At 37.2% G+C, this 25,670-nt stretch carries 21 protein-coding genes, 5 tRNA genes and 1 pseudogene; 25 read left to right on the plus strand and 2 right to left on the minus strand.

What is annotated here, in order from left to right; all coding sequences use genetic code 11:
- Positions 1-15 precede the first annotated feature (15 nt).
- The 24 genes from ACFSQJ_RS00830 (at position 16) to ACFSQJ_RS00945 (ending at position 21,733) form a co-directional block, all read left to right on the plus strand.
- Positions 16-1,299 carry a DUF2851 family protein gene (locus tag ACFSQJ_RS00830; protein WP_377764854.1) on the plus strand — a complete coding sequence of 428 codons (1,284 nt, stop codon included), beginning with the start codon at positions 16-18 and terminating at the stop codon, positions 1,297-1,299.
- Between the two features lie 8 nt (positions 1,300-1,307).
- Positions 1,308-1,535: a PspC domain-containing protein gene (locus ACFSQJ_RS00835; protein WP_311386474.1), complete on the plus strand. Its 228-nt coding sequence runs from the start codon at positions 1,308-1,310 to the stop codon at positions 1,533-1,535.
- Between the two features lie 2 nt (positions 1,536-1,537).
- Positions 1,538-2,545, plus strand: a complete 1,008-nt coding sequence (locus ACFSQJ_RS00840) for a potassium channel family protein (protein ID WP_377764855.1) — start codon at positions 1,538-1,540, stop codon at positions 2,543-2,545.
- A gap of 86 nt (positions 2,546-2,631) precedes the next feature.
- Positions 2,632-4,254, plus strand: coding sequence for an alanine/glycine:cation symporter family protein (locus tag ACFSQJ_RS00845; RefSeq protein ID WP_377764856.1), 1,623 nt, complete (start codon positions 2,632-2,634; stop codon positions 4,252-4,254).
- Between the two features lie 9 nt (positions 4,255-4,263).
- Positions 4,264-5,139, plus strand: coding sequence for a ComEA family DNA-binding protein (locus ACFSQJ_RS00850; protein ID WP_377764857.1), 876 nt, complete (start codon positions 4,264-4,266; stop codon positions 5,137-5,139).
- Positions 5,140-5,149: 10 nt separating this feature from the next.
- Positions 5,150-6,319: an acyl-CoA dehydrogenase family protein gene (locus tag ACFSQJ_RS00855; protein WP_377764858.1), complete on the plus strand. Its 1,170-nt coding sequence runs from the start codon at positions 5,150-5,152 to the stop codon at positions 6,317-6,319.
- A gap of 109 nt (positions 6,320-6,428) precedes the next feature.
- Entirely contained in the window at positions 6,429-6,623 is a 195-nt protein-coding gene (gene rpsU / locus ACFSQJ_RS00860) for a 30S ribosomal protein S21 (RefSeq protein WP_054559369.1), read from the plus strand.
- Between the two features lie 94 nt (positions 6,624-6,717).
- Positions 6,718-7,608 (plus strand): tyrosine-type recombinase/integrase, encoded by an 891-nt coding sequence (locus ACFSQJ_RS00865; protein ID WP_377764859.1) that lies wholly within the window; start codon positions 6,718-6,720, stop codon positions 7,606-7,608.
- 54 nt (positions 7,609-7,662) lie between these two features.
- A complete protein-coding gene (gene hpf / locus ACFSQJ_RS00870; RefSeq protein ID WP_377764860.1) occupies positions 7,663-7,965 on the plus strand; it encodes a ribosome hibernation-promoting factor, HPF/YfiA family in 303 nt (100 codons plus the stop codon).
- A gap of 101 nt (positions 7,966-8,066) precedes the next feature.
- Positions 8,067-8,140 (plus strand) — tRNA-Thr (locus tag ACFSQJ_RS00875).
- Between the two features lie 23 nt (positions 8,141-8,163).
- Positions 8,164-8,245: transfer RNA gene (locus ACFSQJ_RS00880), tRNA-Tyr, on the plus strand.
- 77 nt (positions 8,246-8,322) lie between these two features.
- A tRNA-Gly gene (locus ACFSQJ_RS00885) sits at positions 8,323-8,395 on the plus strand.
- A 77-nt stretch (positions 8,396-8,472) separates the two neighbouring features.
- Positions 8,473-8,544, plus strand: a tRNA-Thr gene (locus tag ACFSQJ_RS00890).
- A 50-nt stretch (positions 8,545-8,594) separates the two neighbouring features.
- The gene (gene tuf / locus ACFSQJ_RS00895) at positions 8,595-9,782 is read left to right on the plus strand and encodes an elongation factor Tu (protein WP_377764861.1); all 1,188 of its coding nucleotides are present in this window, start codon (positions 8,595-8,597) and stop codon (positions 9,780-9,782) included.
- Between the two features lie 119 nt (positions 9,783-9,901).
- Positions 9,902-9,974, plus strand: a tRNA-Trp gene (locus ACFSQJ_RS00900).
- A 157-nt stretch (positions 9,975-10,131) separates the two neighbouring features.
- Positions 10,132-10,320 carry a preprotein translocase subunit SecE gene (secE, locus tag ACFSQJ_RS00905; RefSeq protein ID WP_377764862.1) on the plus strand — a complete coding sequence of 63 codons (189 nt, stop codon included), beginning with the start codon at positions 10,132-10,134 and terminating at the stop codon, positions 10,318-10,320.
- Between the two features lie 4 nt (positions 10,321-10,324).
- Positions 10,325-10,876 (plus strand): transcription termination/antitermination protein NusG, encoded by a 552-nt coding sequence (gene nusG, locus ACFSQJ_RS00910; RefSeq protein ID WP_377764863.1) that lies wholly within the window; start codon positions 10,325-10,327, stop codon positions 10,874-10,876.
- 69 nt (positions 10,877-10,945) lie between these two features.
- Complete coding sequence (rplK, locus tag ACFSQJ_RS00915) at positions 10,946-11,383, plus strand: 50S ribosomal protein L11 (RefSeq protein WP_377764864.1); 438 nt, start codon at positions 10,946-10,948, stop codon at positions 11,381-11,383.
- A gap of 19 nt (positions 11,384-11,402) precedes the next feature.
- Positions 11,403-12,092: a 50S ribosomal protein L1 gene (gene rplA / locus ACFSQJ_RS00920; RefSeq protein ID WP_377764865.1), complete on the plus strand. Its 690-nt coding sequence runs from the start codon at positions 11,403-11,405 to the stop codon at positions 12,090-12,092.
- 26 nt (positions 12,093-12,118) lie between these two features.
- A complete protein-coding gene (gene rplJ, locus ACFSQJ_RS00925) occupies positions 12,119-12,634 on the plus strand; it encodes a 50S ribosomal protein L10 (RefSeq protein ID WP_377764866.1) in 516 nt (171 codons plus the stop codon).
- A gap of 54 nt (positions 12,635-12,688) precedes the next feature.
- On the plus strand, positions 12,689-13,069 hold the full coding sequence (gene rplL, locus ACFSQJ_RS00930; protein ID WP_377764867.1) for a 50S ribosomal protein L7/L12: 381 nt from the start codon (positions 12,689-12,691) through the stop codon (positions 13,067-13,069).
- Between the two features lie 128 nt (positions 13,070-13,197).
- A complete protein-coding gene (gene rpoB, locus ACFSQJ_RS00935) occupies positions 13,198-17,007 on the plus strand; it encodes a DNA-directed RNA polymerase subunit beta (protein WP_377764868.1) in 3,810 nt (1,269 codons plus the stop codon).
- 61 nt (positions 17,008-17,068) lie between these two features.
- Positions 17,069-21,367 (plus strand): DNA-directed RNA polymerase subunit beta', encoded by a 4,299-nt coding sequence (rpoC, locus tag ACFSQJ_RS00940; protein ID WP_377764869.1) that lies wholly within the window; start codon positions 17,069-17,071, stop codon positions 21,365-21,367.
- A 54-nt stretch (positions 21,368-21,421) separates the two neighbouring features.
- The gene (locus tag ACFSQJ_RS00945) at positions 21,422-21,733 is read left to right on the plus strand and encodes a DUF3467 domain-containing protein (protein WP_377764870.1); all 312 of its coding nucleotides are present in this window, start codon (positions 21,422-21,424) and stop codon (positions 21,731-21,733) included.
- Positions 21,734-21,786: 53 nt separating this feature from the next.
- Here the strand turns inward: ACFSQJ_RS00945 and ACFSQJ_RS00950 are convergent, their stop codons facing one another.
- Positions 21,787-22,224, minus strand: a complete 438-nt coding sequence (locus ACFSQJ_RS00950; protein ID WP_377764871.1) for a hypothetical protein — start codon at positions 22,222-22,224, stop codon at positions 21,787-21,789.
- 75 nt (positions 22,225-22,299) lie between these two features.
- Complete coding sequence (locus ACFSQJ_RS00955) at positions 22,300-23,889, minus strand: peptide chain release factor 3 (RefSeq protein WP_377764872.1); 1,590 nt, start codon at positions 23,887-23,889, stop codon at positions 22,300-22,302.
- A 375-nt stretch (positions 23,890-24,264) separates the two neighbouring features.
- Here ACFSQJ_RS00955 and ACFSQJ_RS00960 point away from each other — a divergent pair.
- Positions 24,265-25,670: pseudogene (locus ACFSQJ_RS00960) on the plus strand (hypothetical protein); the annotation flags it as partial.

Raw genomic sequence — 25,670 nt, forward strand, 5'->3', positions numbered from 1 at the left:
TTTCTTCTAAGACCCATGCGCGAAGACCTATTGCATTTTATTTGGAAAACTAAAAAGTTGCCATTAGGGCGACTGGAAACTTCCAAAAAAGAGCCTCTTATCATACACGGTTCAGGCCTGCACAATCAAAACGCGGGTCCTGACTTTTTTAATGCGCAAATTGAAATCAATGGACAATTATGGGCCGGTAATGTAGAAATACATTTGAAAGCTTCTGACTGGTATGCTCATAATCATGAGACCGACCCCAATTACGACAATGTAATTCTACATGTGGTTTGGGAACATGATGTTGCCGTTTTTAGAAAAGATAATTCTGAAATTGCGACTTTAGAACTAAAAAATTATATAAGCCCTTCCCTTCTTGAGGCTTATATGGCCCTAATGGATAATCCGAAGCGAAAATTTATCAATTGTGAGAAAGACTTTAAATCGGTAAACCAATTTCAAATAGAAAATTGGTTAGAAAGACTATATATTGAAAGACTCGAGTCAAAGTCAGCACTAGTTTTCACTTTATTGAAACAATCGAACAATGATTGGGAGCAAGTGCTTTTTTCGATGTTACTCAAGAATTTTGGAACGACTTTAAATGGTAACGCATTTTTGAGTATTTCAGAGGTATTAGACTTTTCAGTAGTTAGAAAACTTCAGAACAGTTCCATTGCTTTGGAAAGTTTATTTTTTGGAATGGCCAATTTATTAGAAGACCAAGAAGTTACCGATGAGTATTATCAAAACCATCAAAAAGAATTTAATTTTCTCCGTACCAAATTCCAGCTAAATAATGAACAGGTATTAAAACTTAATTTTTTTGGTTTAAGACCTAATAACTTTCCTACACTAAGGTTGTCTCAGTTGGCAAATCTATATAGTACAAATCATCACCTATTTAGTAAACTTATTGAAGTAAAGAACGTAGACGAGATATATGCGCTATTTGATCTTTACGCAAATTCATATTGGGATACCCATTTTACATTCGGTAAAGAGTCAAAACCCAGAAAAAAGAAATTGACTAAGAATTTTATCGACCTTATTATCATCAATACGATTATACCGATTAAATTCTCTTATGCCAAGAGCTTGGGTAAAACAATAGATGATACCTTGTTTCTTTTGATGAGAAACCTGAAGCCCGAAAAGAATTCAATCATTGAAAAATACGACAGCATTGGGTCTAAAACTAAAAACGCTTTCGAGAGTCAATCGAAATTGCAGTTGTACAATCAGTATTGTAAAGAAAATAAATGTTTGCAATGTAGTTTAGGCATGACCCTTTTAAATGAAAATGGCTAATTTTGAGTATGCGTTGGATATATGACATACTATACTACTTTCAAAAAAGGGGTTTCGAAGTCTGCCGAAGAATTGCAGAACGCTGGGGTATCAGGGCAAGAGTCGTCCGTACCACGTTTATTTATTTGACCTTCGCCACCCTCGGTTTCGGGTTTGCTTTATATCTTTTTATCGCTTTCTGGTTAAAGATTAAAGACCTTGTCTACACAAAGCGAACATCAGTATTTGATTTATAACTATGCTAAAGCTATTTAAATCGAAGATAGCATGGGCACTGACCTTAATGTGCCTCGTTCTGGCGATTGGTGTTTTAGGGTATCACTACTACTACAACTTTACGTGGGTAAATGCTTTTTACATGACCGTAATTACGGTGACTACAGTGGGGTTTTCAGAGGTGCGTCCGCTTGGGGAAGATGCTAAGATTTTTACAGTATTTTTAATAATATCAAGTGTATTCATATTTGGTTTTGCCATTTCTGTGATATCAGAATATATTTTGAGTAAAAACTCATTACAACTTTTAAAGAAAAAGCGTGTGAAGAATAAAATTAATGGTCTTTCAAATCATGTAATCGTTTGTGGTTTTGGTCGAAACGGAAAGCAAGCTGCTGAAAAACTAAGTGCTTATAATAAGCCCTTTGTAGTTATAGAAAAAGATGAAAAGATTATAGAGGCTCATGAAGATGAGGTTCTGTTCGTTCAAGGTGATGTAAATGAAGACGAGATTTTATTAGCGGCAGGTATTGAAAGGGCGCAGTATTTGGTGACCGCGTTACCCGATGATGCGGTTAATCTTTTTGTGGTTTTATCAGCTAGACAAATGAACAAAGAGTTGTTCATTATCAGTAGGGCATCTCAGTTGACTTCTGTTAAAAAGCTTGAATTTGCGGGCGCGAATAAGGTTATCATGCCAGATAAAATCGGGGGTGACCATATGGCTTCATTGGTCGTAATGCCAGATTTAATAACCTTTATGGATAAACTTTCTATGGAAGGTGAGCATACTACGAACTTAGAGGAAGTTAAAATTGATAATCTTGCCAGTAAAATGGTTTGTAATTCAATTCGCGATTTAGACCTTCGAAGAAAAACAGGGTGCACCATTATTGGCTATATTACGCCAAGCGGAAATTACATTATCAATCCGGAAGCCGATTTAGAACTAGAGCCGAAAGGCAAGGTTATTGTTCTGGGTAGGCCAGAACAAATCAATAAACTCAATCTTATGTTTCAATTAGATTAGTTTAACCCTTGCAAAATTTGATTCAGATGTTTTTTTTTAGGATATTGTCAACTTTACAACAACTTAATATAACCAAATAACATATTATGAAGTATAGACTTCTTACGATTTTGTCTTTTCTATTACCATTATTTGCAATTGCTCAAGAAGCGGAAGAAAAAGGCCTTGATGAAAAAGTTAATGACGCCTTTATGCCTTTTGCCTCATGGTGGGAAGGTTTTGTATTAACTACCGTTCCTGTTGGGGAGTATAATATCCCCATAGTTCTAATCTTACTTGTTCTTGGGGCCACTTTTTTTACAATTTATTTCAAGTTTCCGAATATTTTAAAATTTCCTTTAGCCATCAATGTGGTTAGAGGTAAATATGAAGAGGTAGAAAAATATGGTCTTGAGAAAGTTGAGATGCACATGACCGATGATGGCGATATTCCCGATACAATTCGCGATGAAAGCGAAGAGGGTGAAGTAAGCCATTTTCAAGCTTTGGCCACAGCCGTTTCTGGTACCGTTGGTTTAGGAAATATTGCCGGTGTAGCCGTAGCAATAGCTATTGGAGGTCCTGGAGCAACATTTTGGATGATTGTTTGTGGACTTATAGGAATGTCAACCAAATTTGTTGAATGTACCCTTGGCGTAAAGTATAGAGATGTAGGCGCAGATGGTACAGTTTATGGTGGCCCCATGTATTACTTGTCAAGAGGATTAAAAGCTAAAGGCCTGACAGGTTTAGGTAAAGTGTTAGCTGGGGTTTTTGCCATTTTATGTGTTGGGGCTTCTTTTGGTGGCGGTAACGCTTTCCAATCAAATCAAGCTGCTGTACAATTGACTACAATGTTCGATTTACAGGGTGGAGCAGTAGGGGTTGTCATTGGTTTAATACTTGCGGTATTAGTAGGTATTGTAATTATTGGGGGTATTAAAAAGATAGCCAGTGTTACAGAAAAAATTGTTCCCTTTATGGCTATTATTTATGTAATCGCTTCTTTGATAATAATCTTTGCTAATATCAAGTATATTGGTGATGCCTTTGGAATGATTTTTAGCGGTGCGTTTACCCCTGAAGCTGGTTTAGGCGGTATTTTAGGTGTTATAATTGTTGGCTTTCAAAGAGCTGCCTTTTCAAATGAAGCAGGTGCTGGTTCGGCTGCAATTGCACATTCGGCCGTAAAGACAAAATACCCTGCAAGTGAGGGTATTGTTGCCTTGTTGGAGCCATTTATTGATACTGTGGTAATTTGTACCATGACCGCTCTGGTTATTATTTTCTTTAATATGGATGCTGGAGCATTTGATTATGGAAATGCTGTTGGTAGTACGGTATTACTAAACGATTCAGGTACTTATATCGGAGGGGTTGATTTGACATCCATGGCTTACGATTCGGTAATTCCAGGATTCAGGTATGTTCTAACAATAGCAATAGTTCTTTTTGCTTTTTCAACAATGATTTCATGGTCATATTACGGATTGCAGTCTTGGAAATATCTTTTCGGTAGGGGTAGAACCGCAGATATCGTTTATAAAGTTTTATTTCTACTATTCGTAGTTATCGGAGCTGCAGCAACATTAGATGCTGTAATCAAGTTTTCAGATGCTATGATTCTTGCTTTAGTATTTCCGAATATGATAGGGCTACTTATCTTGTTTCCTAAGGTGAAAGAAGAACTCAACAAGTACGTAGATGCCATAAAAAAAGCATATTCATAAAGTAGTAGATTGAAAAATTTTAAATCCCACTTTCGGTTTAACAAACAAGAACGAAGTGGGATTTTCTTTTTGCTACTAATCATAGTATTTCTGCAAGGAGTATTTTTCTATGTGAAGCTAAAACCTTTTAAGTTTGAAGCTTCTAGAATAATTGTAGACGAAGCCGAACAATCTAGAATAGACAGTTTAAAGCAGGTTTCTCGACTTAAGGATACTTTTAAAATTTACCCCTTTAACCCCAACTTTATTACAGATTACAAAGGATATACACTGGGGATGTCCGTTGAAGAAATAGATAGACTTATCACCTTTAGAAGTTTAAACAAATACATAGATTCGAAAGAAGAATTTCAACAAGTCACGAAGGTCAACGATTCATTGTTGAATAAAATTGCTCCTTATTTCAAGTTTCCTGATTGGGTGAAAGCTGACAAAAAGCAAGCTTCGCAAAATACTTCTACCAATATAAAGACAGAAACTGCAGTGGTCGTTGGTGATTTAAATCAGGTTACGGCTACCGACTTGAGGACGATCAATGGAATTGGAACCAAGCTATCCGCCCGTATTATAAAATTTAGAGATAGATTAGGGGGTTTTTTGGTTGGCGACCAATTGTATGATGTTTATGGTTTGGATGTTGAGGTGGCCAATAGGGCTTTAAAAAAGTTTCAGGTGTTACATCCACCAAGAATTGAAAAGATTAATATAAATTCTGCTACGGTTAAAGAAATTGCTTCGTTGGTATATATTTCCTATCCTCTTGCAGAAAAAATTGTTGATTTGAGAGATGTTAGCGGAGGTATTAATTCCTTTGACGAATTAACGAATCTTGACGGTTTTCCTTCAGAGAAACTCGAGAGAATAGCATTATATTTGTCACTCTAAAAAATTACGCATGAATAGTATGTACTTCACAGAAGAACATCAACTTTTTAGGGAAAGCCTAAAAGATTTTTTACAGAAAGAAGTAGTTCCTCACATAGATAAATGGGAAGAGACAGGTACCATTGAACGGTTTATTTGGAAAAAGTTCGGTGAGATGGGTTATTTTGGCTTAGCTACCCCAGAAAGCCATGAAGGATTAGGGCTAGATCTTTTTTACACGGTTATCTTCCTTGAAGAATTGCAAAAGATAAATTCTGGTGGCTTTGCGGCCGCAATGTGGGCACATGTTTACTTGGCCATGACACATTTAAATAAAAATGCGAATGAAGACCAAAAGCAAGCATATTTAATCCCTAGCGTTAATGGCGAAAAAATAGGTTGTTTAGGGGTTACCGAGCCTTTTGGCGGTAGCGATGTCGCTGGAATGCGCACCACCGCTGAGCGTAAAGGAGATGTTTACATTATCAATGGCTCAAAGACATTTATCACCAATGGAGTCTATGGAGATTATATCATATTGGCGGCAAAGACCGACCCGGCAGCGGGCAATAAAGGAATAAGCATATTTATTGTTGATAGAAATAGCCCTGGGGTTTCGGCAAACAAATTAAATAAATTAGGATGGAGAGCATCTGATACTGCAGAGTTGGCATTTGATAATGTGGAGGTCCCTGTATCTAATTTAATGGGTGAAGAAGGTAAGGGTTTTACCTTTATTATGGAAGCCTTTGCGTTGGAGAGGCTGGTCATGGGTGTAAATGCGCATGCTAGGGCAGAGTATACCTTAGATTATGCCTTGCAGTATATGTCTGAACGAGAAGCTTTTGGGCAGACCATAAATAAATTTCAGGCCTTGCGTCATCGTTTTGTGGATTTACATGCAGATATGGAACTGTGTAAGCATTATAACTATGCAGTAGTTGCGATGCTTGATAAAGGTGAGTATGCCGTGAAAGAAGCGACCATATCAAAACTCAAGTCAACTAAAATGGCCGATGAAGTCGCATATGACTGTCTTCAGTTTTTGGGTGGTTACGGCTATATTGAAGATTATCCCATGGCAAGAATGCTTAGGGATAGTAGGTTAGGCCCAATAGGGGGCGGGACTTCAGAAATATTGCGTGAGATTATTGCAAAGATTGTAATTGATAAAAAAGAGTATCGTTCACCGGGTAAATAATAGAATACTTAAAATATTATGGAATAAATCTTTTTTAGATAAATTTCATTTGTATATTTGCATCCCCGTTTAAGAACGGGTATCACTTAAAGAAGGGAGGTTGTAGCCAATGTTAATTATACCAGTAAAAGAAGGAGAAAATATCGATAGGGCTTTAAAGCGTTTCAAGCGAAAGTTTGACAAAACCGGTACGATGCGTCAATTGCGTAAGCGTCAACAGTTTACAAAACCTTCGGTAAAGCGTAGAGCAGAAATTCAAAAGGCAGAATATATTCAAGGCCTAAGAGATAAAGAGGAAATTTAAAGTCCACTAAGATTCTACATAACACAAACCCGTTCAACATTGAACGGGTTTTTTATTGGGTAATTTTGAAAAGGTAAAAGCGTAACTTTGAAATATGTCAGTAGAGGCTTTTGTTTCTTATTTATCCTTAGAGAAAAACTATTCTCGACATACCGTAAATGCCTATCATAAAGATATTTTAGAGTTTATATCTTTTACTACTGCGGAATATGATAAGGCACAAATTGATGCTATTCCATACACTATTATTCGAAGTTGGATAGTTGAACTCGTCAATAAAGGTATCTCGAACAGAACCGTAAACAGAAAAATCGCCTCATTAAAAGCCTACTATAAGTTTCTTCAGAAAATAGGAGCTATCTCCAAGAATCCATTGGCTAAACACAAGGCACTAAAGACCAAGAAGAAAATAGAGGTTCCTTTCTCAGAATTGGAGATGGAGAAAATTTTAAAACAAATTCCTTTTGGAGATGATTTTGAAGGTGTGCGTGATAAGTTATTGATAGAACTTTTATATTCTACAGGAATACGTCGTGCCGAGTTGATAAATTTAAAGAAGAGCGACATCAATAGCTCAAAAACTACGCTAAAGGTCCTAGGTAAGCGAAACAAAGAGCGTATTTTACCGCTATTGCCGACTATTCTTCCTTTGTTGAATACATACATTGAGGAGCGTTCAAAGCTAGAAATTGTTATTGATAGTGATTCACTTTTATTGACAAAATCAGGTTATAAAATATACGAAACTCTTGTTTATAGGGTTATAAATAAGTATCTTAGTATGGTTAGTCCTAAGGTCAAAAAGAGTCCACACATTCTTAGACACACCTTCGCAACACATTTGTTGAACAAGGGGGCTGATTTAAATGCTGTGAAAGAGTTGTTAGGGCATTCAAGCTTGGCATCGACCCAAGTATATACTCATAATAGTATCGCCGAACTAAAAAAAGTGTATGCAAATGCCCATCCTAGAAACAAAGAGTGAAATCTTTGTAACTGTTTAACCTGTCTGTATCACGCAGACCTAAAAACGCATCTTATGAAGGTAAATGTGCAATCCGTAAATTTTGTTGCCGATGGAAAACTTATTGATTTTGTTCAAGAAAGAATGGATAAACTAGAATTATTTTATGATAAAGTAATCAGTTCTGATGTGTATTTGAAGGTAGAAAATACCAGTTCAAAAGAAAATAAAATTGTTGAAATCAAGATTAATGTTCCTCGTGATAAGTTTGTGGTGAAGAAGCAGTGTAAATCTTTTGAAGAGGCTATTGATTCTGCATGCAGTTCAATAGAAAGAAAACTAGTTAAAAAGAAGGAAAAAATGAGAATGCATGTTTAATTAAAATTTTTGATAATTTGTTTTGATTAAATAAAAATATATATACATTTGCAGTCCGTTAGAAATAGCGGGCTTTTTTTGTGTTAAAAAGGCTCTAAAAAGCCGATGTAGCTCAGCTGGCTAGAGCAGCTGATTTGTAATCAGCAGGTCGTGGGTTCGAGTCCCTCCATCGGCTCTTAAAGCACTAAAACAAAGGAAGGGGAGATACTCAAGCGGCCAACGAGGGCAGACTGTAAATCTGCTGACTATGTCTTCGCAGGTTCGAATCCTGCTCTCCCCACACAGTAAAAGCGAAACGTTCAAATTTCAAAAAGGATTTTTTGAAATTTTAATTTTGAAATGTTGATTTAAGAAAATGCGGGAGTAGCTCAGTTGGTAGAGCGTCAGCCTTCCAAGCTGAATGTCGCCGGTTCGAACCCGGTCTCCCGCTCTAAAGTCGTTCTTGTTAATACAAGAATTTCTTCCTTTTATTAGGAACTATATAAAGTAGTTGATTCAACACTTTACGCCGGTGTAGCTCAGGGGTAGAGCGTTTCCTTGGTAAGGAAGAGGTCACGAGTTCAAATCTCGTCATTGGCTCAAAAAAAAGATTTGTACACTAATATAAACTAAGATTAAAATCATTTAAAATGGCAAAGGAAACTTTTGATCGTTCCAAACCGCACTTAAATATTGGTACCATTGGACACGTGGATCACGGTAAAACTACATTGACTGCAGCTATTACTACTGTATTGGCTAACGCAGGTTTGTCTGAGCTTAGAAGCTTTGACTCTATTGATAATGCTCCTGAAGAAAAAGAAAGAGGTATTACAATTAACACATCACACGTAGAGTATCAAACAGAAAATCGTCACTACGCTCACGTTGACTGTCCTGGTCACGCGGATTACGTAAAGAACATGGTTACTGGTGCTGCTCAGATGGACGGTGCTATTTTGGTTGTTGCTGCTACTGATGGTCCTATGCCACAGACTCGTGAGCACATCCTTTTAGGACGTCAGGTTGGTATTCCAAGAATTGTTGTTTTCTTGAATAAAGTTGACATGGTTGATGATGAAGAGCTTTTAGAGCTAGTTGAAATGGAAGTAAGAGAATTACTTTCTTTCTACGAGTACGATGGTGATAACGGACCTGTAATTTCTGGTTCTGCACTTGGTGCTTTAAATGGTGAACAAAAATGGGTTGACACCGTTATGGAGTTGATGGCAGCTGTTGATGAGTGGATCGAGCTTCCAAAAAGAGATGTTGATAAAGATTTCTTAATGCCTGTTGAAGATGTATTTACGATTACTGGTCGTGGTACTGTTGCAACTGGTCGTATCGAAACTGGTGTTGCCAATACTGGTGACGCTGTAGATATCATTGGTATGGGTGCTGAGAAATTAGCTTCTACAATTACTGGTGTTGAGATGTTCCGTAAAATCTTAGATCGAGGTGAAGCCGGTGATAACGTAGGTATTCTTTTAAGAGGTATCGAAAAAACCGATATCAAAAGAGGTATGGTAATCTGCAAGCCAGGTTCTGTTAAGCCACATGCCAAATTCAAAGCTGAGGTTTATATTTTGAAAAAAGAAGAAGGTGGTCGTCACACACCATTCCATAACAACTATCGTCCTCAGTTCTACGTAAGAACTACAGACGTAACTGGTAACATAGGTTTGCCAAGTGGGGTTGAAATGGTAATGCCAGGTGATAACTTGACCATCAATGTAGATTTGATTCAGCCAATCGCGTTAAGCGTAGGTCTTCGTTTTGCTATCCGTGAAGGAGGTAGAACCGTAGGTGCTGGTCAGGTTACTGAGATTTTAGATTAATCATATTATAATCATAGTTTACACAAAAGGGTGTCCGTCATATGGCGGATACCTTTCAGTGTAATATAAACGGGTGTAATCTACTCCGCGATTTTTTTGGAGTAAATAAATACCAAAATACGGGCGTAGCTCAGTTGGTAGAGCACTGGTCTCCAAAACCAGGTGTCGGGAGTTCGAGCCTCTCCGCCCGTGCAAAGCACAAAGGAGTGCGAGAAGTTTATCCTGAGCGTAGTCGAAGGAAGCCTCTCCGCCCGTGCAAGTTGAAATAATGAAGCCAGTGAGGCGAGAAGTTTATCCTGAGCGAAGTCGAAGGAAGTCTCTCCGCCCGTGCAGAATAAAATTAGTTTTTATGTTGACATACGTTAAAGAGTCTTGGGAGGAATTAAAAAATAATGTTACCTGGTTAAACAGGGAGCAGGCTTCTAACTACATGGTGGTTGTGGCGGTATTCTCAATCATTTTCGCGTTAGCAACATGGGGAGTTGATAGCCTTTTTAGTAAGTTGATTCAGTTGTACTTTGATAAATTAATAGGATAAGGGCATGTCGGAGGTATTGGAGAAAAAGTGGTATGTAGTTAGAGCTGTAAGCGGCCAAGAGAATAAAATCAAAGGGTACATTGAAAGCGAGGTCGAAAGACATGGTTTCGGTGATTACCTTGAAGATGTTCTTGTACCTACTGAAAAAGTTGTACAAATCCGTAATGGGAAAAAAATCAACAAAGAGCGTACCTATTTCCCTGGCTACATCATGATAAAAGCCAATTTAGGAGGTGAGATGGTGCATATTATCCGTTCGATAACCAACGTAATCGGGTTTTTAGGAGAAACAAAAGGTGGTGATCCTGTACCATTGCGTAAGGCTGAAGTAAATAGAATGCTGGGCAAAGTTGATGAGTTAGCTGTTAATACCGATAGTGTTGCAATACCTTTTATAATTGGTGAAACGGTTAAGGTTATTGATGGACCTTTCAATGGCTTCAATGGAACTGTTGAAAAAATCAATGAAGAAAAGCGTAAACTTGAGGTGATGGTAAAGATTTTCGGAAGAAAAACACCATTAGAGTTAAGCTATATGCAAGTAGAAAAAGTTTAAGTAAGAGCTGTTACATATATCGAAAATTGTGTTGCTTCCAATAGCACATTTTCAACTTAATTAAAAACAATGGCAAAAGAAGTAGATAAGGTAGTTAAATTACAAGTTAGGGGAGGTGCTGCGAATCCGTCGCCACCGGTTGGACCCGCCTTAGGTGCTGCCGGCGTTAACATCATGGAGTTCTGTAAGCAATTTAATGCACGTACACAGGACAAACCGGGCAAAGTATTGCCTGTTGTTATCACGGTATACAAAGACAAATCTTTCGAGTTTGTCGTAAAAACACCACCAGCGGCAGTTCAATTGTTGGAAGCAGCAAAGATTAAAAAAGGATCGGGCGAACCTAACAGAGTTAAAAATGGATCTGTTTCCTGGGATCAAGTAAAGCAAATCGCTGAAGACAAAATGGTCGATTTGAATGCTTTTACTGTGGAGTCGGCAATGAGTATGGTTGCTGGTACCGCTAGATCAATGGGATTGAAGGTTGCAGGTAAAAGACCTTTTTAAAATCTAAAAGCAATTTCGAATGGCAAGATTGACTAAAAAGCAAAAAGAAGCACACGCTAAAATTGACAGAAACAAATTGTATTCTGTTGATGAGGCCTCTGCTTTGGTAAAAGAGATAACCAACGTAAAATTTGATGCGTCAATAGATTTAGCGGTTCGTTTGGGTGTAGATCCAAGAAAAGCAAATCAAATGGTTCGTGGCGTAGTTACACTACCTCACGGAACCGGTAAAGATGTAAAGGTTTTGGCATTGGTGACCCCTGATAAAGAAGCAGAAGCTAAGGAAGCTGGTGCTGATTATATTGGGTTAGATGAATATTTGGATAAAATAAAAGGAGGTTGGACAGATGTTGATGTTATCATCACAATGCCAAGCGTTATGGGTAAATTAGGTCCTTTAGGAAGGGTTCTAGGTCCCAGAGGTTTAATGCCTAATCCAAAAACCGGAACAGTTACTATGGATGTTGCGAAGGCGGTATCTGATGTAAAAGCTGGTAAAATTGATTTTAAAGTTGATAAAACAGGAATCGTACATGCAGCAATAGGTAAATCATCTTTTTCGGCAGACAAAATTGCAGGTAATGCAAAAGAGTTGTTGGATACTTTGATGAAATTGAAACCTGCGGCAGCTAAAGGTGTTTACATGAAAAGTGTTTACATGTCTAGTACTATGAGTCCTAGTGTTCAACTAGATCCTAAAGCAGTTTAATTACTGGGTAGTCTAAAATTATAACAATGACAAGAGAAGAAAAAGCAACCGTAATTGAAGATTTGACTGCACAGTTAGCCGACAACCCTAACATATATCTTGCTGATATTTCTGGGTTAGATGCCGTGACTACTTCTAATTTAAGAAGAGCATGTTTCAAGGCTAATATTAAACTAGCAGTTGTTAAAAATACTTTGCTTGCAAAAGCAATGGAAGCTTCTGATAAGGAGTTTGGGGAACTTCCGGAAGTATTAAAAGGTAATACCTCTTTAATGCTATCTGAGACAGGAAATGCTCCTGCAAAACTTATCAAAAACTTCAGAAAAAAATCAGATAAGCCTTTATTAAAAGGTGCCTTTATTGAAGAGGCGGTTTATATCGGTGATGAAAACTTAGATTCTTTGGTGAACATTAAGTCCAAAGAAGAAGTTATCGGAGATATTATCGGTCTATTGCAATCACCGGCCAAGAATGTTATTTCTGGCCTTAAATCTGGTGGCGGTAAATTAGCTGGTATCATTAAAACTTTATCTGAACGATAATTCGCACGCACTAAAACAATTATATTTTAAAAATTTTATTTAAACGATAGAAAAATGGCAGATTTAAAAGATTTTGCAGAACAGTTGGTCAACCTTACCGTAAAAGAGGTAAACGAATTGGCTGATATTTTAAAAGAAGAGTATGGTATCGAGCCTGCAGCTGCGGCTGTAGCAGTTGCCGCTGGTGGCGCTGCCGCTGGTGGTGGAGAAGCAGCTGAGGAGCAAACAGAATTTGATGTTATCCTTAAAGCGGCCGGTGCTTCTAAATTAGCAGTGGTTAAATTGGTAAAAGAATTAACAGGTCTTGGCTTGAAAGATGCTAAAGATATTGTTGATAGTGCACCAAAAGCGGTTAAAGAAGCTGTTTCTAAAGATGAAGCAGAAGGTATCAAAAAATCTTTGGAAGAAGCAGGAGCAGAAGTTGAGCTTAAATAGTAGCTTTTACATAGATAATATGGTTAAGGTCTTTCCGTAAAAACGGTCAGACCTTAGCCTGTTTTTATAGCAGCATGTGATGGCACATGTTACCCAAAAGAGAATTCACTATCAAAATTTGTCCATAGATGTTCACAAATCAGACTGAAAGAGTAAATTTTGCATCCGCTAAGAACATACCGGAATACCCGGATTTCTTGGACATTCAGATCAAGTCGTTTCAAGACTTTTTTCAACTTGAAACGAAATCTGACGAAAGAGGCAACGAAGGTTTGTACAATACCTTCATGGAAAACTTTCCAATCACAGATACTAGAAACCAGTTTGTACTTGAGTTTTTAGACTACTTCATAGATCCTCCACGATATTCGATACAAGAGTGTATCGAGAGGGGTCTTACCTATAGCGTACCTTTAAAGGCACGTTTAAAATTATACTGTACAGATCCAGAGCATGAAGACTTTGAAACTATAGTTCAAGATGTGTATTTAGGTACTATTCCATATATGACGCCAAGTGGTACTTTTGTTATCAATGGCGCAGAACGTGTGGTAGTATCACAGTTGCATAGATCTCCTGGTGTATTCTTTGGTCAATCATTCCATGCAAATGGTACTAAATTGTATTCTGCAAGGGTTATTCCGTTCAAAGGTTCTTGGATAGAATTCGCAACTGATATCAATAGCGTTATGTACGCATACATTGATAGAAAGAAAAAATTACCAGTAACAACATTATTCCGTGCAATTGGTTTTGAGAGGGATAAGGATATTTTAGAAATTTTTGATCTGTCAGAAGAGGTAAAAGTTTCTAAAGCTGGCTTAAAAAAGGTACTTGGTCGCAAACTAGCGGCAAGAGTCTTGAACACTTGGCATGAAGATTTTGTTGATGAAGATACAGGTGAGGTTGTATCTATTGAGAGAAACGAGATTGTTTTAGATCGTGATACCATTCTTGAAAAAGAGCATATCGATGAAATAGTTGATGCAGATGTTAAAACTATTTTATTGCATAAAGAGAATAATACGCAGTCTGATTATGCCATTATTCATAATACACTTCAAAAAGACCCTACAAACTCTGAAAAGGAAGCTGTAGAACATATTTACCGTCAATTACGTAACGCCGAGCCGCCAGATGAGGAAACGGCAAGGGGTATTATTGATAAATTGTTCTTTTCTGATCAACGTTACAACCTTGGTGAGGTAGGTCGTTACAGAATGAACAAAAAATTAGGTCTTGATATTGGAATGGACAAGCAAGTCTTGACCAAAGAAGATATCATCACCATCATAAAATACCTTATTGAGTTAATCAATTCAAAAGCAGAGATTGATGATATCGATCACTTATCAAACCGTCGTGTTAGAACTGTAGGTGAGCAATTATCTTCTCAGTTTGGTGTTGGTCTAGCGCGTATGGCAAGAACCATTCGCGAAAGAATGAACGTTCGTGATAATGAGGTATTTACCCCAATAGATTTAATTAATGCAAAGACCCTGTCTTCTGTAATTAATTCTTTCTTTGGTACGAACCAACTTTCTCAGTTTATGGATCAAACCAATCCATTGGCAGAGATTACGCATAAAAGAAGATTATCAGCATTAGGGCCAGGTGGTCTTTCTCGTGAAAGAGCTGGTTTTGAGGTTCGTGACGTTCACTATACGCACTACGGTAGACTATGTCCTATTGAAACTCCTGAAGGACCAAATATTGGTTTAATATCGTCTTTATCGGTATTCGCCAAGGTTAATCCAATGGGCTTTTTAGAAACTCCTTACCGTAAGGTGGAGAATGGAAAGGTCGATACTAAGAATTTTGCTTATTTAAGTGCCGAGGAAGAAGAGGGAATGAAAATTTCTCAAGCTAATATTCCACTTAAAGAAGACGGAACTATCAACGTCGAAAAAGTAATTGCACGTGAAGAAGGAGATTTCCCAGTTGTGGATCCTTCTGAAGTTAATTACACAGATGTTGCTCCGAATCAAATAGCTTCTATTTCAGCTTCATTAATTCCTTTCTTGGAACATGATGATGCGAACAGGGCATTGATGGGGTCAAACATGATGCGCCAGGCAGTTCCATTATTGAGACCACAATCTCCGATTGTAGGTACGGGCTTAGAACGTCAGGTTGCAACTGATTCTAGAGTATTGATCAATGCAGAAGAAGATGGAATAATTGATTATGTTGATGCTCAAAAGATTACAGTTAAATATCTTAGAACTGAAGACGAGAAGTTAGTAAGCTTTGAAGAAGATTATAAATCATACAACCTAATAAAATTCCGTAAAACCAATCAAGGTACAAGCATTAACTTGAAGCCGATTGTTAAGAAAGGGGATAAGGTTAAGAAAGGCCAAGTACTTTGTGAAGGTTATGCTACTGAAAAAGGAGAACTTGCTTTAGGTAGAAATATGAAAGTTGCCTTTATGCCTTGGAAGGGGTATAACTTTGAGGATGCAATCGTAATTTCTGAAAAGGTTGTTAGAGAAGATATTTTCACCTCGATTCATATTGATGAATATGCTCTTGAGGTACGTGATACCAAATTAGGTGCTGAAGAATTGACGAATGATATTCCTAATGTTTCTGAAGAGGCTACAAAAGACTTGGATGAAAACGGAATGATTCGTATTGGTGCAGAAGTTAAACCTGGAGATATTTTAATAGGAAAGATTACTCCGAAAGGAGAATCTGACCCAACTCCAGAAGAAAAATTACTTCGAGCAATCTTTGGAGATAAAGCTGGTGATGTAAAAGATGCTTCATTAAAAGCTTCACCATCTTTAAGAGGTGTGGTAATAGACAAGAAATTATTTTCTCGCTCGATAAAGGATAAAAGAAAGCGTTCAGAAGATAAAGAGGCTATCTCCAAACTAGAGATGGATTATGAAGTAAAATTTGAACAGCTTAAAGACGTTTTAGTAGAGAAGCTTTTTACTTTAATTAACGGAAAAACCTCGCAAGGCGTTATGAACGACTTGGGTGAGGAAGTTTTACCAAAAGGTAAGAAGTATACCATTAAGATGTTGAATTCGGTAGATGACTTTGCCCACTTAATAGGAGGAAGCTGGACTACTGATGATAAAACCAATACTCAAGTTGCCGATTTACTTCACAACTATAAGATTAAGTTGAATGACCTTCAAGGTAATCTAAGAAGAGATAAGTTCACGATTTCAGTAGGTGATGAATTACCTGCTGGAATTATGAAATTGGCTAAAGTTTACATTGCTAAAAAGCGAAAGCTTAAGGTTGGTGATAAAATGGCAGGTCGTCACGGTAACAAAGGTATCGTTGCACGTATCGTTCGTCAAGAAGATATGCCTTTCTTAGAAGACGGAACACCAGTTGATATTGTATTGAATCCGCTAGGTGTGCCATCTCGTATGAATATTGGTCAGATTTATGAAACGGTTCTTGGTTGGGCAGGTGAAAAGCTCGGAAGAAAATATGGAACGCCAATTTTTGATGGTGCAACATTAGAGCAGATAAATGCTTTAACCGACGAAGCAGGTGTGCCAAGATTTGGACATACACATCTATACGATGGTGGAACAGGAGAACGTTTTGATCAAGCTGCAACAGTAGGTATTATCTACATGTTGAAGTTAGGTCACATGGTTGATGACAAAATGCATGCACGTTCTATTGGTCCATACTCGTTGATTACTCAGCAACCACTTGGTGGTAAAGCTCAATTTGGTGGTCAGCGTTTTGGTGAGATGGAAGTTTGGGCACTTGAAGCTTATGGAGCTTCGGCCACTCTTCGTGAAATCTTGACTGTAAAATCGGATGATGTAATTGGTAGAGCAAAAACCTACGAATCGATCGTAAAAGGTGAAACTATGCCAGAACCTGGATTACCAGAATCTTTCAACGTATTAATGCACGAACTAAAAGGTTTGGGCTTAGATATCAGATTGGAAGAATAATAGAATAGTTGAGAAACTATTAAAAGAGAACATTTTTTAACAATTTCATCTTTATAGCATTATGGCTAGAATAAAAGATAATAACGCACCAAAGAGGTTTAATAAAATTTCAATCGGATTGGCATCTCCAGAATCAATTTTGGCAGAGTCAAGAGGTGAAGTTTTAAAGCCAGAAACCATTAACTATAGAACACACAAGCCAGAACGTGACGGGTTGTTCTGTGAGCGTATTTTTGGTCCTGTTAAGGATTATGAATGTGCCTGTGGAAAATACAAGCGTATTCGTTACCGCGGTATTGTATGTGACCGTTGTGGTGTGGAAGTAACAGAGAAAAAAGTACGTCGTGATAGAGTAGGGCACATTAATTTGGTTGTACCTGTTGCGCATATTTGGTATTTCCGTTCGCTTCCAAATAAAATAGGATACTTACTTGGTCTTCCATCCAAGAAATTGGATATGATTATTTACTACGAGCGTTACGTAGTAATTCAACCAGGTATTGCGAAAGGACCAGAGGGAGAAGAAATCAATAAAATGGATTTCTTAACCGAAGAGGAGTATCTGAATATTTTAGAAACAATTCCTGCTGAAAATCAGTATTTAGAAGATTCTGACCCAAATAAGTTTATCGCAAAAATGGGTGCGGAATGTCTAATTGATTTGTTAGGTAGAATTGATTTAGAGCAGCTTTCTTACGAATTAAGACATAAAGCAAATACAGAAACTTCTAAACAACGTAAAACGGAAGCCTTAAAAAGACTTCAAGTTGTTGAAGCTTTGCGTGAATCTCAAGATAATCGCGAAAACAATCCAGAATGGATGATTATGAAGGTAGTTCCGGTGATTCCGCCAGAATTACGTCCATTAGTTCCTCTAGATGGTGGTCGTTTTGCGACTTCAGATTTAAATGATTTATATCGTAGAGTAATTATCAGAAACAATCGTTTAAAGCGATTGATGGAAATCAAAGCTCCGGAAGTTATCCTTCGTAACGAGAAAAGGATGCTTCAAGAGTCTGTTGATTCTTTATTTGATAACACAAGAAAAGCATCTGCCGTTAAGACAGAATCAAATAGACCATTGAAATCCCTTTCAGATTCTTTGAAAGGTAAGCAAGGTCGTTTCCGTCAAAATTTATTAGGTAAACGTGTTGATTATTCAGCGCGTTCTGTAATTGTTGTAGGTCCTGAATTGAACTTATACGAATGCGGTCTTCCTAAAGACATGGCGGCTGAATTATACAAACCTTTTGTAATCAGAAAACTGATTGAAAGAGGTATTGTTAAAACAGTAAAGTCTGCGAAAAAAATAATAGACAAGAAAGAACCTGTAGTTTGGGATATTCTCGAAAATGTATTGAAAGGACATCCTGTGCTGTTAAACAGGGCCCCAACATTACACAGATTAGGAATTCAAGCGTTTCAGCCTAAACTTATCGAAGGTAAGGCAATTCGTTTGCACCCATTGGCCTGTACAGCATTTAATGCGGATTTTGATGGAGATCAAATGGCGGTACATTTACCTTTAGGTCCTGAGGCTATTTTAGAGGCGCAACTTTTAATGTTGGCTTCTCAAAATATCTTAAATCCAGCAAATGGTTCACCTATTACGGTACCTTCTCAAGATATGGTACTTGGTCTTTATTATATGACCAAGCATCGTAAATCAACAAAAGAATTGCCAATAAAAGGAGAAGGACTAACTTTTTATTCAGCAGAGGAAGTTGAAATCGCCTTCAATGAAAATAAAGTTGATTTGAATGCCGGAATCAAGGTTCGTGCAAAGGACTTTAATGAAGAAGGAGAGTTGGTAAATCAGATTATTGAAACCACCGTGGGTAGAGTTTTATTTAACACTCACGTTCCTGTAGAAGCAGGTTTTATCAATCAAGTATTGAATAAAAAAGCGTTGAGAAATATCATTGGTGATATTTTAGCGGTCACAGATGTTCCTCGAACTGCCGAGTTTTTGGATAAGATTAAGACCATGGGATATCAATTTGCCTTCAAAGGTGGATTATCATTCAGTTTAGGGGATATTATTATCCCTAAAGAAAAAATTGAAATGATTGAAGATGCCAACGGTCAAGTCGATGGTATTATGGCCAATTATAACATGGGTCTTATTACGAATAACGAACGTTACAATCAAGTAATTGATGTTTGGACTTCTACAAATGCAATGTTGACAGAGTTAGCAATGAAGCGTATTAGGGAAGATAACCAAGGATTCAATTCGGTATATATGATGCTTGATTCTGGTGCAAGGGGTTCAAAGGAGCAAATTCGCCAGTTGACAGGTATGCGTGGTTTGATGGCCAAGCCGAAGAAATCTACTGCCGGTGGAGGTGAGATTATTGAAAACCCTATTCTTTCTAACTTTAAGGAAGGCTTATCTATTTTAGAATACTTTATTTCAACTCACGGTGCTCGTAAAGGTCTTGCGGATACAGCTTTAAAAACTGCTGATGCGGGTTACTTGACACGTCGTTTGGTTGATGTTTCGCAAGATGTGATTATCAATATCGAAGATTGTGAAACATTAAGAGGAATTGAGGTTAAAGCCTTAAAGAAAAATGAGGAGGTTGTTGAAACTCTAGGAGAACGTATTCTTGGTCGTGTTTCTTTACATGATGTATATGATCCGATTACTCAAGAAGAGTTATTGACTTCAGGTCAAATCATTAATGAATCTGATGCTGCCAAAATAGAAGCATCTCCGATTGAAAAGATTGAAGTGCGTTCACCATTAACATGTGAGGCTCCAAAAGGTATTTGTGCGCAATGCTACGGAAGAAACTTAGCTACCAATAAAATGGTACAAAGAGGTGAAGCAGTTGGTGTTGTTGCGGCGCAATCTATTGGAGAACCTGGTACACAGTTAACACTGCGTACTTTCCACGTTGGTGGTATTGCAGGTAACATTTCTGAAGATAATAAGTTGGAAGCCAAGTTCGACGGTGTTGCTGAAATTGAAGATTTAAGAACTGTAGAAGGAGATAATGGTGAAGGAGGAAAATCAACAATTGTAATATCAAGAACATCAGAGATTAAAGTAGTAGATGCAAAAACAGGTATTACTTTAAGTACAAATAATATTCCTTATGGTTCTATGCTAGCTATTAAGAATGGCGCTAAAATCAAAAAAGGAGATGTAATTTGTTCATGGGATCCATATAACGGTGTAATCGTTTCTGAGTTTACCGGAAAAATTGCATACGAGAATATTGAGCAAGGTGTTACTTATCAGGTTGAGATCGATGAACAAACAGGTTTCCAAGAGAAGGTAATCTCTGAATCTAGAAATAAAAAGTTGATTCCAACTTTATTAATTCAAGATGCCAAAGGAGAAACATTACGTTCTTATAACCTTCCGGTTGGTTCGCATATCATGGTAGATGATGGTGAAAAGATTCAAGAAGGAAAAACTTTGGTTAAGATTCCGCGTAAGTCTGCTAAGGCAGGTGATATTACGGGTGGTCTACCAAGAGTTACCGAATTGTTTGAAGCGCGTAACCCATCTAATCCAGCAGTTGTTTCTGAAATTGACGGTGTAGTTTCTTTTGGTAAAATCAAAAGAGGTAATAGAGAGATTATTATTGAGTCAAAACTTGGCGAAATCAAGAAATACTTAGTTAAACTTTCTAACCAGATTTTAGTTCAAGAGAATGACTACGTTCGTGCAGGAATGCCACTCTCTGATGGTTCTATTACCCCTGAGGATATTTTGGCAATTAAAGGCCCTTCAGCTGTACAGCAGTATTTAGTGAACGAAGTTCAAGAAGTATATCGACTACAAGGTGTGAAAATTAATGATAAGCACTTTGAAGTAGTTGTGAGACAGATGATGCGTAAAGTACGTATTCAAGATGCCGGTGATACAATTTTCTTAGAGAATCAATTAATTCATAAAAAAGATTTTATCGTTGAAAATGATGAGATTTTTGGTAAGAAAGTTGTTGAGGATGCAGGTGATTCAGAGAACCTAAAAGCGGGTCAAATAATTACTGCCCGAGAATTAAGAGATGAGAATTCATTGTTGAAAAGAGCGGATAAAACTTTGGTTTCTGCGAGGGATGCCGTTGCAGCTACTGCAACACCAATACTTCAAGGTATTACAAGGGCATCGTTACAGACGAAATCGTTTATTTCTGCTGCATCGTTCCAAGAAACCACTAAAGTATTGAACGAAGCTGCCGTAAGCGGTAAAGTAGATACTCTAGAAGGATTGAAAGAGAATGTAATTGTAGGGCATAAGATTCCTGCAGGTACAGGTATGCGTGATTATGAAAATATCATTGTTGGTTCCAAAGAGGAGTACGATGAAATTATGGCTCGAAAAGAGGAGTTTAAATTCTAAATAATAGAAACCCTGGCCCAACCGTCAGGGTTTTCTTTTTTAATACCTAAGCTTATGGCAGATAAGAATCAAAACCAAAAACAAATTAATATAGAATTGGATGAAAAGACCGCAGAAGGTATCTATTCAAATTTGGCTATTATTAATCACTCTGTTTCAGAATTTGTTGTAGACTTTATTAGTATGATGCCAGGAGCCCCAAAGGCTAAGGTAAAGAGCAGAATTGTATTAACGCCGCAGCATGCTAAGAAGTTTTTAAAAGCATTAAATGATAATGTGCAGCGCTTTGAAAAAACGCATGGAACAATAAAAGACTATGAACAACCTCCAATTCCATTAAACTTTGGACCTACTGGAGAAGCATAAAAAAGCCCTGATTATTAATCAGGGCTTTTTTTAATTACTTTCAAATTATTGGTTTATTTAAGCCAACCATTCGCAATTCCTTTTTTTGCGAAAAGAACGAGATAAACACCAAACGCAATAACTAATATTGGCATTATGTAAACTCCTGTTCCATAAACTTCTACTGAATTAGTCATAAAAAGCCAATGTGTGAATTGGGCAATTGCTGCGATTAGTGAAATAATAAAAACTGGCCTTGCCCATTTTTTTCTTAATAAAAGGGCAATCGAGGCTAATGTTCCCCCAAATACGGCAACAGCAAAGCATGCAGTTACCCAAGCTGGGCGACCTTCATAAAGTTCACGCATTTCTTGGCTCATGGCCTCCAATTGTTCAATACTTACGTAAGCATCCATTAGATAAGAACCTACTCCCATTAAGTTCCATAAAAGGGCAATAACACTTACCACCCAAAACCATGTGGGTGGTTTTTTAATTACTTCAGTGGTCATAAAATGTATGTTTATTGGTTAATACCCAGTAAAATACAAAAAAAAGAGTCAAATATTCTTAATTAGATATAGGGTTTAAATATCAAATTCAGAAGTGAAATGTAGCTTTACCGTTGGGTATTTCTGTTGCGTCATTTGTAAAGAAAACTGTGAGTCTGCCAAGAACACCAGTTGCCCTCTTTTATCGATAGCTAGAAATTTTTGTTTTACCCTTTTGAACTCCTTAAATTCATCATTGTCGCTTTCCGGTGCTACCCAGCATGCTTTGTGTACAGGAAAGTTTTCATAAGTACACTTAGCCCCGTATTCATGCTCTAGACGGTATTGAATTACTTCATATTGAAGGGCTCCCACTGTTCCGATAACTTTTCTGCCATTTAGTTCAAGTGTGAATAACTGAGCTACACCTTCATCCATTAGTTGGTCTATGCCTTTATAGAGCTGTTTGGATTTTAGTGGGTCTGCATTGTTGATATACCGAAAATGTTCGGGCGAAAAACTCGGAATACCCTTGTAGTTCAATTCTTCGCCATTGGTCAAGGTATCACCAATTTTAAAATTTCCAGTGTCGTGAAGCCCAACAATATCACCAGGATAGGAAATATCTACAATCTCTTTTTTTTCGGCGAAAAAAGCATTCGGACTTGAGAATTTTAGATTTTTTCCGTGTCTAACATGTAGGTACGGTTTATTACGCTCAAATGTACCTGAAACTATCTTTATAAATGCTAGTCTGTCCCTATGCTTAGGGTCCATATTAGCATGGATCTTAAAAACAAAACCAGAAAAGTCTTTTTCATGGGCGTCTACAATACGCTCTTCAGCTTTTTTAGGTCTGGGCGGAGGAGCTATTTGTACGAAACAATCTAATAATTCGCGAACACCAAAATTATTTAGTGCCGAACCAAAGAATACGGGCTGCTGTTTTCCATTGAGATATGCTTCTTTGTCAAATTCGGGGTAAACCCCATTTACAAGTTCAAGGTTGTCCCTTAAATCAGAAGCGGCGTTTTCACCAATAATCTTTTCAAGTTCTGGACTATCTATATTGTCGAAAGCTATAGTGTCTTCAATATTTGATTTGCTGTTTCCGCTAAAAAGATTGATATTTTTTTCATAGATATTATAAATCCCTTTAAAATCATAACCCATCCCTATTGGGAAACTTAATGGAGTCACGGTTAGTCCTAACTTTTGTTCTACTTCGTCCAATAAGTCAAAAGCATCTTTTCCTTCTCTATCCAGTTTATTTATAAAAACAAGCATGGGTATGTTACGCATTCGGCATACTTCTACGAGTTTTTCAGTTTGTTCTTCAACACCTTTAGCAACATCAATCACAACAATAACGCTATCTACCGCGGTTAAGGTTCTAAAAGTATCCTCAGCAAAATCTTTGTGCCCTGGAGTGTCTAAAATATTGATTTTCTTATCATTATAAATAAACGCAAGAACAGAGGTCGCTACCGAAATTCCACGTTGTCTCTCGATTTCCATGAAATCACTGGTAGCCGTTTTCTTTATTTTATTATTTTTTACTGCACCGGCCTCTTGAATTGCACCTCCAAATAATAAAAGTTTTTCGGTCAATGTAGTTTTACCTGCATCTGGGTGAGATATAATTCCAAACGTTCTGCGACGCGCTATTTCTTTTTCAAAACTCATCTAAAAAATTTGCGCAAAATTATTGATTTATAATGACTTGTTACGATGATTTTTTATTTGATAAAGGAACTACTTCTAAATAATGGTGACTTCTTTGAAGAGAGTGTTTCTTATTACTATGGTTCTTAATAATTTACTAAAAGAAAAATCTATTCGTACTTTTTAAACGTAAATCGATAATTGCAGGTTAGGTCTAATGAGCTGCGTTTTATCGAATAAAGTAGGAGATGAAGTAGATTAAAACTAACTATGCATTTGGCATTGTCTGAGTGTTTTTTTAAATATCTTGCGGTGTCAAAAATTGTCCCTTAATTCTTACATAGTAAAACCTGCGTAATGTCATGGTGATTAGTTGAAAAGAGAAAACTATCATTTATGAAAAAAATTACGTCAACTATTATTTTTCCTAGGCTTTTATTGCTTTCAATAATAGGGTTTCTGTTCTTGTCATTTAATAAAAAAGGTAATTACGGAGTGTTAGATGAATCTAAAACGAATAGCTATGATATTATAGACGCTGATAGGTGTAATGATCTTCCTGCCGCTAATTTTTGGTGGTCAACTTCTTCAAATCCGGATTATAGTAATGGTTTCTTTTCTTCACTAGGGGATAATAATTTAATTTTTACTGAATATGATAATGGTACCGCATTAATCTCAGGGTCTACTAAATATGGTGAAGGAGATTGTTTGGTAGAGGTGCATGTTCTATTAAAGGATAAACGAAGCTGGAATGATTGGCAGAATGTTGATGGAGAGTTTAAGTCGGAAGGTTGTTCAAATGCTATTGGTGAAAACCTAAGTTATTACTTGATTGATGATATTCAGAGTTATATAACATCGACAGGGAGCGATTGTCTGGGTGAAGGGACATATAAGGTTACTCATAGACCTGACCCTAATGATCCTAACACTCCCAAATATGGAGTTCAGGTAGGTCCTGGTGGAGCACTTTGGGACTCAAATCAGGGAGCTGAAGGTTTATCTGGATGGGGTTGGATTGGTCCTGAGGGCGACGAACGTCGTTGGGTAATGGATTTTAATTTTCTGGTAAATAGAGATCCAAAGACTGAAGAAGAAAATAATAAAACGGATACAGATGGTGATGGAGTTCCAGATATAGTAGATATCGATGATGATAATGATGGTATTCTAGATACTGTTGAGTGTAATTCTTTAGGTTTTAAAACAATAAGACCTTTAGATTTAGGTTTTTCAAATAATTCATCGGGTTTATCCACTACGGATTTTGATATAAGTTCCAGATTCAATCTTCCAGATGGTAGTGTATTAGTTAGTGTTACTAATGGGATGACCTCTAATTTCCGTAATTTTAGAATCCAAAGTGATAATCCAGTACAGTTTAATTTTTCAGGTACTGTGCCGGTTAGGGTCCAAGCTATTCATTCTAAAGGATTGCTTTTAGGTAGTTCTGATGGTATTGTTGCTTTGGACAATTCACCATATAAGTTGATTTCTAGTTTAAGGAGGGGATTAATTGAGGAAAATAATGGTAATGTCTTTTCTGTTAATGCATTTTCTGGTGCAAATAATAGTGAAGACCTTCTTTGGGAATCTATATCCTTTGGATCTAGTTTGGAATTTTTCACAACAAGTTCTGCATCATCAAATGCAATTACTCTTAGAATAGCCCCAACTTTATGTCCTGATACGGACGAAGACGGCATACCAGATCACTTGGACATTGATTCGGATGATGACGGCATTCCCGATAATGTAGAGGGCCAGCCCACGGAAGGCTATGTACCACCAAGTGGAAA

It is taken from the genome of Croceitalea marina (genome assembly GCF_042684265.1).
Lineage (GTDB): Bacteria > Bacteroidota > Bacteroidia > Flavobacteriales > Flavobacteriaceae > Croceitalea > Croceitalea marina.

Excerpts from the sequence above, each read along its gene's own strand:
- rplA (WP_377764865.1), top strand. The coding sequence starts at position 11,403 with ATGGCAAGATTGACTAAAAAGCAAAAAGAAGCACACGCTAAAATTGAC.
- nusG (WP_377764863.1), top strand. The coding sequence starts at position 10,325 with ATGTCGGAGGTATTGGAGAAAAAGTGGTATGTAGTTAGAGCTGTAAGC.
- ACFSQJ_RS00845 (WP_377764856.1), top strand. The coding sequence starts at position 2,632 with ATGAAGTATAGACTTCTTACGATTTTGTCTTTTCTATTACCATTATTT.
- rplK (WP_377764864.1), top strand. The coding sequence starts at position 10,946 with ATGGCAAAAGAAGTAGATAAGGTAGTTAAATTACAAGTTAGGGGAGGT.
- secE (WP_377764862.1), top strand. The coding sequence starts at position 10,132 with ATGTTGACATACGTTAAAGAGTCTTGGGAGGAATTAAAAAATAATGTT.
- rplJ (WP_377764866.1), top strand. The coding sequence starts at position 12,119 with ATGACAAGAGAAGAAAAAGCAACCGTAATTGAAGATTTGACTGCACAG.
- rpoB (WP_377764868.1), top strand. The coding sequence starts at position 13,198 with ATGTTCACAAATCAGACTGAAAGAGTAAATTTTGCATCCGCTAAGAAC.
- rplL (WP_377764867.1), top strand. The coding sequence starts at position 12,689 with ATGGCAGATTTAAAAGATTTTGCAGAACAGTTGGTCAACCTTACCGTA.
- rpsU (WP_054559369.1), top strand. The coding sequence starts at position 6,429 with ATGTTAATTATACCAGTAAAAGAAGGAGAAAATATCGATAGGGCTTTA.
- ACFSQJ_RS00855 (WP_377764858.1), top strand. The coding sequence starts at position 5,150 with ATGAATAGTATGTACTTCACAGAAGAACATCAACTTTTTAGGGAAAGC.
- ACFSQJ_RS00835 (WP_311386474.1), top strand. The coding sequence starts at position 1,308 with ATGCGTTGGATATATGACATACTATACTACTTTCAAAAAAGGGGTTTC.
- ACFSQJ_RS00865 (WP_377764859.1), top strand. The coding sequence starts at position 6,718 with ATGTCAGTAGAGGCTTTTGTTTCTTATTTATCCTTAGAGAAAAACTAT.
- ACFSQJ_RS00840 (WP_377764855.1), top strand. The coding sequence starts at position 1,538 with ATGCTAAAGCTATTTAAATCGAAGATAGCATGGGCACTGACCTTAATG.
- tuf (WP_377764861.1), top strand. The coding sequence starts at position 8,595 with ATGGCAAAGGAAACTTTTGATCGTTCCAAACCGCACTTAAATATTGGT.
- ACFSQJ_RS00945 (WP_377764870.1), top strand. The coding sequence starts at position 21,422 with ATGGCAGATAAGAATCAAAACCAAAAACAAATTAATATAGAATTGGAT.
- hpf (WP_377764860.1), top strand. The coding sequence starts at position 7,663 with ATGAAGGTAAATGTGCAATCCGTAAATTTTGTTGCCGATGGAAAACTT.
- ACFSQJ_RS00830 (WP_377764854.1), top strand. The coding sequence starts at position 16 with ATGCGCGAAGACCTATTGCATTTTATTTGGAAAACTAAAAAGTTGCCA.
- ACFSQJ_RS00955 (WP_377764872.1), bottom strand. The coding sequence starts at position 23,889 with ATGAGTTTTGAAAAAGAAATAGCGCGTCGCAGAACGTTTGGAATTATA.
- ACFSQJ_RS00950 (WP_377764871.1), bottom strand. The coding sequence starts at position 22,224 with ATGACCACTGAAGTAATTAAAAAACCACCCACATGGTTTTGGGTGGTA.
- rpoC (WP_377764869.1), top strand. The coding sequence starts at position 17,069 with ATGGCTAGAATAAAAGATAATAACGCACCAAAGAGGTTTAATAAAATT.